Origin of the sequence: Rudanella paleaurantiibacter (genome assembly GCF_009184635.1) — a bacterium.
In the GTDB taxonomy this organism is placed as follows: domain Bacteria; phylum Bacteroidota; class Bacteroidia; order Cytophagales; family Spirosomataceae; genus Rudanella; species Rudanella paleaurantiibacter.
In genome coordinates this window covers 497,102-512,961 of the sequence record NZ_WELI01000006.1, presented here as the reverse complement: position 1 = coordinate 512,961, position 15,860 = coordinate 497,102, and the positions used below count along the sequence as shown (strand labels likewise).

11 protein-coding genes are annotated in these 15,860 nt (G+C 46.8%); 4 read left to right on the top strand and 7 right to left on the bottom strand.

What is annotated here, in order from left to right; all coding sequences use genetic code 11:
* Positions 1-2 precede the first annotated feature (2 nt).
* The 7 genes from F5984_RS17215 to F5984_RS17185 all read right to left on the bottom strand — a co-directional run bounded on the left by F5984_RS17215 (position 3) and on the right by F5984_RS17185 (position 8,249).
* Entirely contained in the window at positions 3-752 is a 750-nt protein-coding gene (locus F5984_RS17215) for a glycosyltransferase family 2 protein (protein ID WP_152125441.1), read from the bottom strand.
* Positions 752-1,474 carry a hypothetical protein gene (locus F5984_RS17210; RefSeq protein WP_152125440.1) on the bottom strand — a complete coding sequence of 241 codons (723 nt, stop codon included), beginning with the start codon at positions 1,472-1,474 and terminating at the stop codon, positions 752-754. Before F5984_RS17210 ends, F5984_RS17215 begins: the two co-directional genes overlap by 1 nt.
* Complete coding sequence (locus F5984_RS17205; RefSeq protein ID WP_185155539.1) at positions 1,461-2,333, bottom strand: class I SAM-dependent methyltransferase; 873 nt, start codon at positions 2,331-2,333, stop codon at positions 1,461-1,463. Before F5984_RS17205 ends, F5984_RS17210 begins: the two co-directional genes overlap by 14 nt.
* A gap of 122 nt (positions 2,334-2,455) precedes the next feature.
* On the bottom strand, positions 2,456-3,787 hold the full coding sequence (locus F5984_RS17200) for a lipopolysaccharide biosynthesis protein (protein WP_152125438.1): 1,332 nt from the start codon (positions 3,785-3,787) through the stop codon (positions 2,456-2,458).
* Between the two features lie 40 nt (positions 3,788-3,827).
* Positions 3,828-4,790 (bottom strand): GDP-mannose 4,6-dehydratase, encoded by a 963-nt coding sequence (locus tag F5984_RS17195; protein ID WP_152125437.1) that lies wholly within the window; start codon positions 4,788-4,790, stop codon positions 3,828-3,830.
* Between the two features lie 7 nt (positions 4,791-4,797).
* A complete protein-coding gene (locus F5984_RS17190) occupies positions 4,798-5,862 on the bottom strand; it encodes a GumC domain-containing protein (RefSeq protein WP_152125436.1) in 1,065 nt (354 codons plus the stop codon).
* Between the two features lie 11 nt (positions 5,863-5,873).
* Positions 5,874-8,249, bottom strand: coding sequence for an SLBB domain-containing protein (locus tag F5984_RS17185; protein ID WP_152125435.1), 2,376 nt, complete (start codon positions 8,247-8,249; stop codon positions 5,874-5,876).
* A 417-nt stretch (positions 8,250-8,666) separates the two neighbouring features.
* Here F5984_RS17185 and secA point away from each other — a divergent pair, with 417 nt between their 5' ends.
* The 4 genes from secA to F5984_RS17165 all read left to right on the top strand — a co-directional run bounded on the left by secA (position 8,667) and on the right by F5984_RS17165 (position 15,794).
* The gene (gene secA, locus F5984_RS17180) at positions 8,667-12,071 is read left to right on the top strand and encodes a preprotein translocase subunit SecA (protein ID WP_152125434.1); all 3,405 of its coding nucleotides are present in this window, start codon (positions 8,667-8,669) and stop codon (positions 12,069-12,071) included.
* Between the two features lie 419 nt (positions 12,072-12,490).
* Positions 12,491-13,585, top strand: coding sequence for a hypothetical protein (locus F5984_RS17175; protein WP_152125433.1), 1,095 nt, complete (start codon positions 12,491-12,493; stop codon positions 13,583-13,585).
* Positions 13,569-14,705 (top strand): glycosyltransferase, encoded by a 1,137-nt coding sequence (locus tag F5984_RS17170; protein ID WP_152125432.1) that lies wholly within the window; start codon positions 13,569-13,571, stop codon positions 14,703-14,705. Before F5984_RS17175 ends, F5984_RS17170 begins: the two co-directional genes overlap by 17 nt.
* 150 nt (positions 14,706-14,855) lie before the next feature.
* Positions 14,856-15,794 carry a 3-oxoacyl-ACP synthase III family protein gene (locus tag F5984_RS17165; protein WP_152125431.1) on the top strand — a complete coding sequence of 313 codons (939 nt, stop codon included), beginning with the start codon at positions 14,856-14,858 and terminating at the stop codon, positions 15,792-15,794.
* The last annotated feature ends 66 nt before the right edge of the window (positions 15,795-15,860 follow it).

The following is a 15,860-nucleotide window of genomic DNA, read 5'->3' as shown; positions in this document are numbered from 1 at the left end:
CATTATCCAGTCCGGAGCACACTTAAAACTTTTTTCTTTAGCCAAAAACCAAATTTATTAAGATAAAGCATCGGAAATGATATGATACCATACATATACCAAATATCATAAACTTCGAATGTGGCTTGAACTTTATGGGAGGCTCCCCCTTCCCTAAAGTTCGCGATAATAGAATCTACAGTACGAAAGTCAACACCTGCCTTTTTCAAGCGAAGCATCAATTCGTAATCAGCACCATACTTGTAAGTGGTATTAAACAAGCCATATTTTTCGTATAAAAGTTTGGGTAAAAAGCATGTTGGATGCTCAATCATTTGTTTATTAATCTGTGAGATATTTGTTCTAACTACATTTTTTTCTACATCGTCTTGAATAGTACGTTGAAAACCGTGAATAACACTATTTGCACTCTCTGCATAAGCTTCTACTATCACATTCACAGCGTCTTTCTCATACCAGTCATCGCTGTTAATCAGACCTATTAAATTTCCTTTTGCTATCTTTATACCTTTATTCATTGCGTCATAAATACCGGTATCAGGTTCTGATATTACCTTTATCATGCTGGGATATTTCTTTGCATACTCGTTGATTATATCTACAGTACTATCAGAAGAAGCCCCATCAACAATTATATATTCAATGTTATCGTACGTTTGATTAATAACAGAATCGATAGTTTGCCTTATATACTTCTCACTATTGAAGCATACGGTAATGATGCTGACCAGCGCATTTGAATTCACAGACATTAGTAATTTATCTTTAGAAGAGTTTTAGTCAAGCTCAAAATTATATTACGCTTTAAGCGACGGAAAATGTCATTTTTGTATCTTAAATCCTCTGTTCCAGAAAATCCGTCAAATATCGGTGGACTAATCGGAAAACACCATTTTAACCCAAATGACATAGCGCTATGTATAGCCCTAGCGTATATATGTTCAAAATAAATACCATCGATTTCGCTCACCTTTGGCCCCTGCGGAATAAAATATTCTCTGTAAAAATCCTTTCTTGCAATCATCAGTCTTGAGTCAGCAAATTCAAGGTTATGTTTCATCCAACCCATCACGAAAGCATTCTGTCGAATAACGTCAGACAAAATATTCATCAAATTTTCAACATAATACCTACCTGTTACCTTAATGATCAAATCACTCTCCTGTATAATACGAGAGTTTTTGAAAGCATATTCTATTATTTCTATTTCACCATGGCTCTTACCAAGAGAGCTATTCTGGCTCACATATGTCAGGTACTCCGTATTACTTATTTTTGCTAATTCACTTTTAACATTTTCCGAAGTTGTACCACTGTTTTCAACGAAAACAATGGGCAGGCCATGTGCGATCCATTTACTTACTGACTCTACATAATCTCTTTCCCTATCCAACGCACTTGTCCTTTTTAAGAATGGCACGCTCGTAGGTCTTATTGTCGCGCTTAGTAGTAAACAAACTTTAAGGTTGTCCATTATCGATTGTTAAAATGGCTGTTATTTTGGTGGCAGGTATGGAACTAGTATCTTTTCTCAAAATTTTAATCACTCGCTTAAAATACGTCATTAGTCCAGCGTCAATCAACCCCCTTTTAAGCGAATGTTTTATATCACTATGATCAACTGTGAAAAGAACCTGACCATTTCTGTTAAGCGTCTGAGTACGCCAAGGATCTGATAACTTTGGATAATTTGTTTGTCTTGAAACGAAAGGGGTAAAATCAATAAAGTCACAATTCATATTCAATGAGCTTGCTAACTCTTTGAAACTATTTTTAGAAAACCACCACAGATGTACAGGAGGAAGTTCTGTGTTCCAATATTGACTCGCATCAGGCTCAGCGTCTTTACTGGGAGTAGTAATAAGTAACTTACCCGAGCTAGATAAAAGTGACTTCAAACTAGACACAAAATTCTTAGGGTTGGGAATATGTTCAATAACTTCTGTCAAAATAACTATATCAAATTGACCATGATTTTGTCGAGCGAAATCGTGTACATCAGCACACACATAATAATCCCCATACTTCTTTTTAGCTTCAGCAACAGCCTTTTCTGAAATATCTAATCCTAGCGCATTATAACCATCTTTGTTTAAGGAATATGTTAGATAGCCTAACCCACATCCAACTTCTAAAATCTTGGGATTGACTTGTTTGTTATGCTCCTTCACAAAATGATAGATAGACCAGTAAGTATCCTCAATTTCTGATAGAAAAAGAAAAGGGTTACGTACTTTTAATACATCGTTAGCAAAACGATAATATCTATCATAACCTGGCACAATGTGAGCGTTACTATAAATTTTATTGTAAATATTTTCATCAACTGCCAAAGGATCAGCAAATGACGTGTTACAGTTCTTACAGTACTTGATGTCGTAAAAACTTCCCTCTTGGTATCCAGGTAACGACTGAATTACACTAATCGCGGAACTATTGCAAATTTCACACTTCGTCATAGTACTCGTTTGGACTTTAATAGATACAGGGATGGTAGAATATAGAGTAAAAACATTGGAACACTGGTACTCCAAAAAGCGCCAGGTATACCATAATTCTTAATGCAAATATACTTTATACCTATAGTGATCCCTACAGAAAATGTATAAAGTAAAACCTTGTACTTTATAAATGTATTCGAAAGCATTATATATGACACCAAACATCCCATATTCGCATAAAGAAGCATAAACATTGCTATTGATACCAGTGTTTTTTCGCTCAATACTATATCCCCTCCTACCCAAAAATGTATCAATTGATTTCCCAAAGTATATATTAGTGCTGCACTTACAAACGCCAGCAGAACTGCAAGTGTAATTGTTCTAACAACTATCTTGTTTACCCAATAGTAATCTCCCGTAAGTGTTGCTTCATTTACTGTTGGGGTAAGATAGGGAGCAGATGCTTCTAATGGTATGAGAAACAACAGAGCGAGTTTATAGCCTACATTAAAATCAGATACGGCTTCTGGTCCTGCATAGCTTATCAAAAACATGTTATTGCTGGCAAATAGAAGTAGACCCGTCAGTTGGACAATAAAGAAAGACAAACTGTCACTTATTATCGACCTTACGACAGAGAAATCTGCTAATCTAAACTGAGGACTTATATCAGGCCTTTTCCAAATAAACTGGTGTATAAAGTTTAGTAAAATGAAAAAGGCATTAGACCCATAAATTGCGATTATAAACAAAGGCGTTGATCCGATGTACTCATAACACAAGTAGATGAATACTAGGCTAAATAAATTGCCACATATAGTCCAAAGGTTTGTGTAATATCCTTCTTGAAGTCCAATTTGAATTTTTTGTACGATTGAAAATGGAATCGACACTGTAAAGCAAATTACAAAAAACCATACTGATACATTCGCTTCATCAATTGCGGTTTTTGATTTAAGGTGTAAAACCTCACCCCACAAGATCGAGTTATTTATCAATGAAAAAATCAGCAGAATTGCTATTGATGAACAAACTAAAAAAGCAAAAGTACTAGAGATTGCCTTCCTCAATTCTTGCTTACTTTTTTGAGCTAGATGGGCAATTTTATTTTGCAATCCGAATCCAAGACCTAAGTCAGCAAAATTGATCAATGCTGCCATCGAAGTTATGGTCAACAGCATTCCATATCTTTCTGAACCTATAGAACTAAGTATGAAAGGTAACGTTAAAATCGAAGATAAAATAGTAGTTGCTTTTACAGCTGCGCTACTCACTGAAGCATATAACAGACGTTTTTCACGTACATGTAGAGCGTCTGTATATTTTCTTATCAAACTTTTCATAAAGTCTCGCTTTTCAAAGCGATGAATCTGCTTATAAGCTCTATTGTAAGCTGCTCAATTTCGCTTGAACGATCATTTTGGCTACATCACTCATAGCATATTGAGCTTTCCATCCCAGAACTTTATAAGCTTTTTCAGGCTGAGCATGTCCCTCAGCTATATCAGTAGGCCTGAAGAGACTTTCATCACAGCTCACGTGTAAGGTCCAATCTAAATTCAAGTAGTCGAAAACACATTTGATGAAATCTTTCAACTGAAAAGTTTGGCCAGTTGCTATAACATAATCATCAGGTGTGTTTTGCTGCAACATTAACCACATAGCCTCTACATATTCTGGAGCCCAACCCCAGTCCCTGGCAATATTAATATTACCAAGTACTAGTTTTTCGCTACTGCCTCGCGCAATCCTACATGCAACCGATACAATTTTTTGTGTTACAAAACGCTCTGGACGTAAGGGAGATTCATGATTAAATAAAATGCCCGTGCTCGCATGTAAGTTATATGCCTCACGATAATTAGCTACCTGCCAAAAAGCAGCAGCCTTAGCTACTCCATATGGACTCCTTGGCCTAAAAGGAGTATTTTCATTCGCAGCAAGATTACCAGTATCGCCAAAACACTCACTCGAACCTGCATTGTAAAATCTAACTGGTAATTCGCTAAACCTAATAGCTTCAAGAAGATTTAGGGTACCTACACTTATACTCTCAAGTGTTTCGACCGGTTGTTCAAAAGACAACCCAACAGAACTCTGTCCAGCTAAATTGTAAATCTCATCAGGTCTAACTTTCAATATTGTCTGAAGTACACTACGGAAATCATTAATATTTATCGACAGTAAGTTAACTTTTTCTTTTATCTCCAATTTCGTTAAATTCTTGAACGAGGACATCTGGGAATCACGTGATCCCCCATATACTACATACCCTTTATTCAGTAATAACTGTGCCAAGTATGCCCCATCTTGACCGGAAACCCCACATATAAGTGCTTTTTTCATACAGACGTTATAAAAATGAGCGAACTAATCGAATACCAACAGAGATTAAAATGCCAATAGCAAGACCGGTAATAATCAAAGCGGCCCGGCTAGGAGCACTTTTTCTTAAAGGTATCTTTACAGGTTCAATTACATTAAATACTGGCGTATTCTCTTGAACTTTTACCTTTGCCATTTCAGTCTGCTTTGACAAGGTATTATAAAGGTCTTGAGCTAAAAGAAATTCTGCCTGAATACGTTGCTCTTCTACTTTCGCGGTGTTTAGAAATAACCCTCTGTTCTGATCCCTGTATAATGATAAGGCAAGCTCAGCCTTTTGATATCTTTCTTTAGCAATTTCCACTTGCTTGTTCAAAAAACTCACTTCGCGCCGAGACTTTTCCGTACGATATAATGTGATGTAATTGGTCAGGTACGACAATACGTGATTAGCAACACTCGCAGCCACCACAGGATCTTGCATAGTTGCTGAGATTGAAATTGTACTCGTTTTCTTGTCATACGTTGCAGAAACTCGTGAACCTATCTCTTTAATGTATCCTTCACGTGTTTTGGAGACGTACAAAACCCCATCCATTTTTCTCACCCATGGCCGTGAAGTAATGTCAGACTTCTCCTGCCAAAAAGAATTCAACCACCCAGCAAAACCTTGTTTGCGTTTCTTGGCCAAATAAACTTCAAATTTCTCCGAAACTTTAAACTCATCAGATACAACTTTCTGCTCAAGCATATGTAAGAAGAAAGGAACACTTTGCAGAATATTTGGATATAAATCAGGGCGAATAGCATCTGTACTGGAAGACAAACCTCCAACATCAATCCCGGCCAATCCAGCCAAAGATCCCAAATTCCCCAACGATCCAGCACCTTTACTTTGAATCTCTGGAATTATAGTACAACTAGCAGAATATTCATTCGGCTTGAGAAATGCATATACCCCAAATATTAAGGCTCCAGTAAATCCACCGACTAAGATAGCCCGCCGACTCTGCTTTAGAAAATGGACAACATCGCTGAGTCGAATTTCAATTTCGCTATCCTCCACAAGAGCTGATTTAGTTTCTTCTGTCACAACCTTGGTAATTATTGTGCCCTAGACAGATTAATGATGAGAGTTGTTGCTGTAGCGGCTAAAGTTCCAATTAACGACAGAATACCAATTCGCTCAGTAGGGGAAAGTTTACTTTCTTCCAAAGGCTTGAAGGGCACCACAATTGTCGAGCCGGGCTCTACTCTTGATGAACGACCTACATCTTTCCGGCCATTCTGGTACGTGATGTATGTCTTTTTTCGCCGGGCATTTTCAGTGAATCCACCAGCCTGCTGAATGTAGTCATTTACACTAAACTTCTGCTCAAAATTGACCAAAACAGGGTTTAAGACAGCACCTTGAATACTAACTACTTCCGACTTTTGGCTAACAAACAAACTATCACCATCTTCTAAAAGGATGTTCTGCTCACTACCGGGGTTTTCCAGGACTTTGCGCAAATCGGTAGCGACCAGGTTACCTTTTCGCTTAAACTGAGCTCCAGCCAAATAAGCCGCACTCTTCAAACCACCTGCCAGTTTGATTAGATCAGTCACACGCTCAGTACGGTTCAGGATAGCGTAATTACCAGGGTACATAACTTCTCCATCAACAAAAACACGCTGCTGCCGTTCGTAGAAAGGAGCCGACCGAACCGCCACAATATCAAAGGGCTCAAGCACAAACTGCGTTGCCCCATCACTAATCTTAAGGTCTTTATCGACAGTAAACGTAAATATTTTGACCGTATTCGGGCTACCAGTAGCTACTGTATCCTGGCGGATACGCCGTGAAACTTCGATACGAGAGGCCGATGCGCCTTCCTGGAACCCACCTGCCAGGGCAATCAGGTCGGCCACGCTCAGGTTATTGACAAATGGGTAGATGTCCGGGCGATTCACTGCTCCTTCGATCCGAATGGTGTACTCCTCCCGCAAATCACGCACTGATTGCACCACCACACTATCCTGCCGCAGTAACGGTATATCGGCAATTTCTCCCTTCAACAAACGGCCCACATCGAACGGTATGTTCTCGGTGTCCATGTTGTCGCGCTCCCGGTAAATATTCGCCCGGTTGGTAAACGCATCTTTCCGAAGTCCCTCCGCTTTCTGAAGCAGCTCCCGAACGGTTGTCAGTCCGGGCGTGAGCGCATACTCACCGGGGCGCATTACCGCACCTGTGATCTGAATCCGGTTTTCGTATCGCTCCAAAATCCGGCCTACTGTGTATTTATCTCCGCGTTGCGGCACAAACGTAGCCAGCTCTTCCTGACTGATCGTCAGAATTTTACGCTCACGAGCCGTATTTCGCCGTAACGATATAGAAGCCGTGTAGGCTTCGTCGGTGAAGTTACCCGCAAACCCGAGAACAGTTTTGAGGTTTTCGCCGGGCAATACCTCGTAGATAGCCGGACGGCGTACCTCACCGGCCAATTCCACCCGCACCTCGTAGTCAGCCACCCGGATCACGTCCTGATCCTGGAGTCGAATATTATCGCGTTGGTCGGCCCGGAGCAGGAAATCGTACAGATCGATGGTCCGAACGACCCGGTTACCCCGAATAACACTGATTCGCCGAAATGAACCGGTTTCGGGGTTGGGCCCTCCCCCCAGATAAAGGGCATTGAAAGCCGATCCGAGCGACGAAATCGTGTAGGTACCCGGTCGCACTACTTCGCCAACGAGCGTTACGCGAATACTCCGAATCTGACCAAGCGATATGTTAGCGTAGGTACCGCTGCCAGGCCGGTTCAACCCCTGATACGCCTGCCGCAAGCGGCCGATGATCCGCTGTTCGGCCTGCTCAATGGTAAGGCCCGACACGAAAATGGGAGCCAGATTCTGAACTTTGATCGTTCCCTCGGGGCTTACCCGTAACTTATAATTATCGGCCGAAGCTCCGTATATATCAATGATGATCTCATCGTCGGGGCCAACGATGTACCCACGCGGAGTGGCTATCCGAAGGTTTGGCTCGAAAATGCTACCCGTGTTTTCCTTGTCGGCATTCTGAAAAAGCGACGCTCCGAATACGACGGGGCGTTTCAGGGTATCGAGTTTCGGAAGCAGCAGCAAGGATGTATCGCGCAGGTTGCTGTTACGCCCCATGTTCCGGGAGTTCCGGTACGGACGCGACAGATCGCCCGGCAACGACCGGACCACACCAGTATCAGCCACACTTTGCCCGTTTTGTTTAGCGGTCTGCGAACGAATCTGAGCAATACGCCGACGCATCTTGGCAATATCGTCGAGCGTATAGCCCTGACTCATAGCAGCCTGTTCGATCTGAATCTCGGATAAACCACTTGCCTGAGCCCGGCGGTAGAACTCGGCCACCTGCTCATCGGTAAGCTGATCAACACGGGAGGGTGTTTGCTGCGCCAGTGCCGAAACACAGGCCCCCCACAAGCAAACGAAGACCAGCATCAGGCGGGCACTTCGAAGTAGGGAATGGGTATGTACTGACAATTTGTCGGAAACAGTCATGAAACTAAAGACTAACGAGATGCCTCATTAGAAAGGGCAAAAGTAACGGAAAAATCCTAAAATGACGTACCGTTCCGGGAGCTCTTAGTGAATGGAATCCAATTTGATCCTATTCTGTAGAGTCAATAGGTAGAGAACGTCGTCATGTCACCTTACCCCATTAGCCCACAAATCCTGTCATACTCTCTGCCAAATCGGGTAAAAAGACGGTACGGAGCGGTTCTTGCAGTACCCGTCTAATAAACTAATTTTGTAGAAAATTACGTCAGGAGGCAAATACCGGACCCCAATCGTTTGTTATGTTGTTACAGACTAGCCGATGTAGACCAGCATACTTCTGACTTTTGATCAAACGAAATGATTAATCTCATCACCAAGGGCATTACCAAATTTTTCGGCACCAAGTCGCAGCGTGACATTAAAGAACTGCTGCCCTATGTCGAGAAAGTGAACGCTGAGTTTGCCCGATTGAAAGACCTTTCCAACGACGAACTCCGTCAGCTGACCGCCGAACTGAAGGCGCACATTGCTCAGGAGTTGCAGCCGATTGACAATCAGCTCGATGGCCTGCGGGGGCAGATCAATGACCAACCCGACATGGACGTCAACGCCAAAGAGCGGATCTTTAACCAAATCGATAAGCTCGAAACCGACCGGAATAAAGAACTGGAACGGGTTCTCCTCGATATTCTGCCACAGGCTTTTGCCGTGGTCAAAGAAACCGCCCGGCGCTTTGCCCAGAACGAACAACTCGAAGTAACCGCTACCGAGTACGACCGGGAGCTGTCGTTCCGGAAAAGCAATGTGCAGATCGTGGGCGATAAAGCCTATTGGGCTAACACCTGGGATGCCGCCGGTACCCGCATCAAGTGGGATATGGTGCATTACGATGTGCAGATTATCGGTGGGGTAGTACTGCACCAGGGTAAAATTGCCGAAATGGCAACGGGTGAAGGTAAAACCCTCGTTTCAACCTTCCCAGCGTTTTTGAACGCCCTGAGCGGACGTGGGGTGCATATCGTAACCGTGAACGACTACCTGGCCAAACGGGACTCCGAATGGAACGGGCCACTCTTCGAATTCCACGGCCTACGCGTTGATTGCATCGATAAGCATCAACCCAATTCCGAAGCCCGCAAAAACGCCTACCTCGCCGACTTGACGTACGGAACCAACAACGAGTTTGGTTTCGATTATCTACGCGACAACATGGCGCGTGGTATCGATGAGCTCGTACAGCGAAAGCACCACTTCGCAATGGTTGATGAGGTCGACTCCGTCCTGATCGACGATGCCCGGACTCCGTTGATTATTTCGGGTCCGGTGCCCCGTGGCGACGAGCAGGATTACATTGAACTGAAACCCCGCGTGTCGCGTGTGGTGGAGGCTCAGAAAAAGCTGGTGTACGACCTGCTCAACGAAGCCAAAAAGAAAATTGCTGCCGGCGACGACAAAGAAGGCGGTTTGGCCTTGTTCCGGGCGTACCGGGGCCTGCCCAAGCACAAGCCACTCATCAAATACCTGAGTGAGACGGGTGTGAAGCAGATTCTGCAAAAGACCGAATCGATCTATCTGGCCGAAAACCAGAAGTTAATGCCCGAGGCCGATGCTCCGCTGTATTTCACCATCGATGAGCGGCACAACAACATCGACCTGACCGAAAAAGGTATCGATTATATCACTGGCTCGGGTGAAGACCCGAACTTCTTTATCCTGCCCGACCTATCTATTGACCTCAATGAGGTTGAGAAAGACAGCGAGCTAAGCGATCAGGAGAAGATTCTGCACAAAGAAGCCATCATTCGCGACTACTCGGTCAAAACGCAGCGGATCAATACCGTAAATCAGCTGTTGAAGGCCTACACCCTGTTTGAGCGTGACACCGAATACGTGATCATGGACGGCAAGGTGAAAATCGTGGACGAGCAAACGGGCCGGATCATGGAAGGTCGTCGGTGGTCGGATGGTTTGCACCAGGCCGTCGAAGCCAAAGAAGGCGTAAAGGTGGAAGATGCCACCCAAACCTACGCTACCGTTACGCTTCAGAACTACTTCCGGATGTACCACAAACTGGGTGGTATGACGGGTACGGCCGAAACGGAAGCCTCTGAATTCTGGCAAATCTACAAACTCGACGTAGTGGCTATCCCGACGAACCGGGCCATTAGCCGCAAAGACGAGGAAGATAAAGTGTACCGCTCGGTGCGGGAGAAATACAATGCCGTGGTTGATGAGATCAACGACCTCGTGCAGAAAGGCCGCCCGGTACTGGTTGGTACGACATCTGTCGAGAACTCTGAACTGCTCAGCCGCTTGCTCACGCTCCGCAAGATTCCGCATCAGGTTCTGAACGCCAAATACCACCAGCGTGAGGCCGAAATTGTGGCCGAAGCCGGTAAGCCAGGCACCGTAACCATTGCGACAAACATGGCCGGCCGGGGTACCGACATTAAGCTCACTGCCGAGTCGAAAGCAGCAGGCGGGTTGGCCATTATTGGTACGGAGCGGCACGAGTCGCGCCGGGTCGACCGGCAGTTGCGCGGTCGGGCGGGTCGTCAGGGAGATCCGGGTACGTCGCAGTTCTTTGTTTCACTCGAAGATAGCCTGATGCGTCTGTTCGGTTCCGACCGGATTGCCCGCGTTATGGACCGCATGGGTCTGGAAGAAGGCGAAGTGATTCAGCACTCGATGATTACCAAGTCGATTGAGCGGGCCCAGAAGAAAGTCGAAGAAAACAACTTCGGGATTCGGAAGCGGCTGCTTGAGTACGACGACGTGATGAACTACCAACGGGAGGCTATCTACAAACGTCGGCGCAATGCGCTCTTCGGCGACCGTCTGTCGCTCGATATTGCCAACATCATGTACGACGTTTGTGAAGACATCGTCACCAATGCCGAAGGCAATTTCGACGAGGTGCAGCTTCAGATGCTGACGTCGCTCGGCGTAACAACCGGGCTGAGCCGCGACGAGTTTGTGAAGCTCAAAAAAGCCGATCAGGTTCGCCGGTTATACGAGGAGGCCGAGACGCATTACGCCGATAAAAACGGTGCGATTGCCGAAAAAGCGTTGCCTGTACTGACACAGGTACTGGAACATCAGGGCCACCAGATCCGCAACATTGTGGTGCCGTTCTCCGATGGTCTGCACGAGTTGCAGGTAGTAGCCGACCTCCGCGAAGCTGTTGCCTCGGGCGGGCGCCTGCTCACGACTGAAATGGAAAAAGCCGTATCGCTGTCGATCATCGATCAGGAGTGGAAAGAGCACCTGCGCGAGATGGACGACCTGAAGCAGTCAGTTCAGAACGCCGTTTTCGAGCAGAAAGACCCCTTGCTGGTTTACAAATTCGAATCGGTCGAGCTGTTCAAGCGATTCCTGAGCAAGGTTAACTTTGATACGATCAGCTTCCTGACCCGGGCCGACATTCCGGCACAGGACCCGCAGGAAATTGAGCAGGAGGTGCGCCAGGCCCCCGAGCAACGCTACCCCGAACCTCAGCCCGAGCTGTACACCAACATGGATGATTTCGACGACGACCATCTGGCAACGGGCCCCGAAGAGTACGCCCGTCGGATGGCCCAAAACGAAGCGATGGGCGCGGGAGCCCCACCTATGCCCCGGCAGGTGCCAACGCGGGTGAACAAGGTGGACCGTAACGCCCGCGTAAACGTTCAATACGCCGACGGCTCGGTGAAACGCGATGTGAAGTATAAAACGGTTGAAAACGACATCATGACCGGACGGGCCATGTTGATCGACTAATAAGGGGGCTTGGGCTGACAAAAAGCCACTCCTCCTTCAAGCCTTGCGGGTTTCTAAAACCTGCAAGGCTTTTTGTTCCTTCAACATGAGTAATCACAAATTTAGGGTAGTAGAAGCCTCGACTCGACGCCCCGTTAGGGGCTAAATGTTGGTAGAAAAGACGTCTCCCGCCAATACCAGAGCCCCGAAGGGGCGTAACTTGTTTAAGGTTACGCCCCTTCGGGGCTCTGGTATTGGGTCTATTTTGGGGTTAGCTACCAATATTAGGCCCCTAACGGGGCATCCAAGGAGGAACTTGGGTTATAATCATCAATACCTTAAAAATTCGGGATGACTCATGTTTGTCGCTTCTGAACCAATGCAGATACACTACCTGTTTTAGCGTTAGTAAGCCCGGGCTTACTTCGTACAGCCAGACAATGAACAACCGCATTGGGGTGACTATACTCCTTTCTATACCTTTGTTTACCCTGTTTTTCTCGGCACGGCCGTCGGGAGATATCCTCACATTGCAGCCAGAATTGCCTGGGTTTACGCCAGCAACCTACCACATTGCTACCGTAACCGACGCCCGGCCAACCCCCGGTTTCGGGCGGTGGTTTACGGCCGCGGGCCAACCCGCTACGAGTGTCGACCTGCCGGGTGGCACAGCAGCTGGTATCGGGCAGTTTGTACGACAAAATCTGAAACAGAACAAAAGCACGCGGGCAGTGGCCATGCGGCTCCGTGAGTGTAAAGTAGTCGAAACCGCACAGGGCAACCGGATCAGCGGTACCCTCACCTTTGCCGTTACGTTTGAACTCCTGCGCAACGCCGACGGGGAAGCCATCCCGGTTAAGCTGAATGAATTCAGAACTAAAAGTCAGTACACACGCCCAGCCAGTCAGACCCAGGTTGTAGAGCAGAGCCTGCGCCAGAGTGTGGTAGCCTCATTGCGGGCTTTTGATACGTACATCAAAAAGGAAGGGCTGTCCGACAGTCGGCTGGCAACCCGAATCAATCTGGTGATTCAGGATTATGTACGCAACCGCGATAACGACACGGTATTTTACAGCCTGGACCGGCCGTTGATCTGGGCCGATTTTCAGGCCCCACCCCGAACGGCAAGCCGATACGCGGCCGAGATCAATCCGAACTTTGCGTACGAGGGCCGTAGCAAAGTGGTTAATGGCACGGTGGAGCTTACGCTCACGATGAAAACGTTTATGCTCAAAAGCAGCTCGTGGGTAAAGCCCCCCGCCCTGAACGCTTACAGCCTGAACCACGAGCAACGGCATTTCGATATTGCCCGAATTATCACGGAGCGGTTCAAAAGCAAGCTCCACCCCGACAGCCTGAGCATTGAAGATTATAACAGCAACATTCAGTACCAGTTTCTGGAATCATACCGCGAAATGAGTCGCTTGCAGGAGTTGTACGACAGCGAAACCAACCACGGTCTGAACGTATCGGCCCAGGAACGCTGGAATGCCCGCATTGATGCCGACCTGAAAATGTATGGCATCAAGAAATAAGGAGCCCTCCCCCATTCGGGTGTTGTGCGTGAGCCCAGCCCACCCGCCAAATGACCCGCGCATTCTAAAAACAATCCGTACGCTAAGCACCAACTACGAAGTGCATAGTCTGTTGCCCTGGCGCACGTGTACGTCGGCCGGTGTGTTGCCTACGCACCCGAAACTATTGGTGCGAGTACTGCTGGCTTATCCGGTTATTTGCTGGTACCTGCTACGCCTGCGGCCACAGATTCTGCACATTTTTATGCCCGAACTGCTGCCGGTAGCCCTACTGTTTCGGGGCTTCGGTGGGCGGGTAGTTTACGAAGTTCAGGAAAACCTCCGGCTGAAATTTGGGCGGAAATCCCGCAACAATCACCCGATTTTCCAAGCCATGTTCGAATGGTTTGACCGATGGGCCCGCGAGCACTGTTCGTTTGTACTTACGGAAGATAGCTATCTGACAGAGTACCCCTCGCTGCGACACCTCTACGCGATTGTGCACAATTTCCCGGAGCGACTCCTTGACGCCCAAACAGGCCAACCCATACCCAACTTACCAGCGGATAAGCTGCCCCTATCAACGCAAACCGTTCATCTGGGGTATCTGGGTCTGATTACCCTCGACCGGGGGCTCGATACCATGCTAGCCGTAGTAGCGCGCCTGAAGGCGAGCGAACTGGCTGTAAATCTTCATTTGTTTGGTCGGATGGCCGTCGATGACGCTTCATTGCGAACCCTTCCTTACTACAATGACGTGGCTGCGGACCTGATTTTTTACGGCCATGTATCGCACTCGGTATCCTTTCCGATATTGAAACAATGCACTGCCGGGCTGGCTCTGCTGAAGCCCGTCGGCGACTACCCTGGCTCGTACCCATCCAAACTTTTTGAGTATATGAGTCTAGGGGTGCCGGTTATCACGTCGGACTTTCCCCTGTACCAAGACGTTGTTGAGCGACACGAGTGCGGCTTTTGCGTTGATCCGACCGATGTTGGGGCTATTTACGGATGCATCCGACGGCTTGCAACTAACCCTGATGAAGCCAATCAGTTAAAGATAAATGGCCAACGGGCCGCATACTATCACTATAGTTGGTCTACAGAAGCCAAAAAATTACTGGAATTGTACAAATTATAGACTTTTAATTAGATACTATAGTATTCTTTTAGCAAAAAGTGATATGTTCCCTTAGAAACACTTAACTTTCGGATTCAATGGCTGGTTAAGCTATTTAAGGACTAAAAGTCACTAAGAGCTTGTTACCAGATACGTTTAGTTTTGGACAGGATGTATATTCATGCAGTTAGTCATTATCTGCCCACGCAGGTAGTTGGTAACGAACATTTTACTCAACTCAACGGTCTATCGAACGAATGGATTATTGAGCGAACTGGTATAGCCGAACGGCGCAAGGCGGCCCCCGGCGAAAATACCAACACGATGTCGGTTGAGGCCGTGGCCCGCCTTCAGGAGCAGGCCGACCTCTCGGATGTGGATCTGATTGTGGGGGCTACCTATACTCCACACGACACCATAGCCACGCTGGCCCACGTAGTACAGCATCACTTGGGTATTGCCGATATACCGGTGGTCTCGATCTCATCGGCCTGCTCGTCGCTGCTGAATGCTATTGAGATTGTGGAGGGATATTTCGCTCTTAATAAGGCTAAACGGGCATTGGTTGTGGTATCAGAACACAATACCGCTTATAATAACGATCAGGATAAAGTGTCGGGGCACTTGTGGGGCGATGGAGCCTCGGCCCTGCTGATCACGAAAGAGCGTCAGACCGAAGGCGATTTCGAGGTACTGAGCCTCCTGACAGGCGGAGCCGCCCATACTGGCAAAGCGACCGAGGCCGTAGTACTTAAACCACTGGAACAGGGTGTGATTATGCCCAACGGCCGCGACGTGTTTATTAATGCCTGTACGTACATGCCCAAAGCTAGCCAACAGGCGCTGGAACGGTGCGGCCTTACCATCGATCAGGTCGACTACGTACTGCCGCATCAGGCCAACTTACGTATATCGCGCAACGTAATGAACACGCTTGGTTTACCCGAAGAGAAACTGCTGTCGAACATTCAACGGCTGGGTAATACCGGTTGCGCAGGTTGCGCTATTGCACTCTCCGAAAACTGGTCGATGTTCCAGCCGGGGCAGCATATTGTAGTGACCGTTTTTGGCGGGGGCTACTCGTACGGGGCCATGGTGATTCGGAAATAAGAGGAACAAGGAAAAGGGAGAAAGGAGAAGGGAGTTTTTAGCTGCCTTATTCCTTTTTCCCTTTTC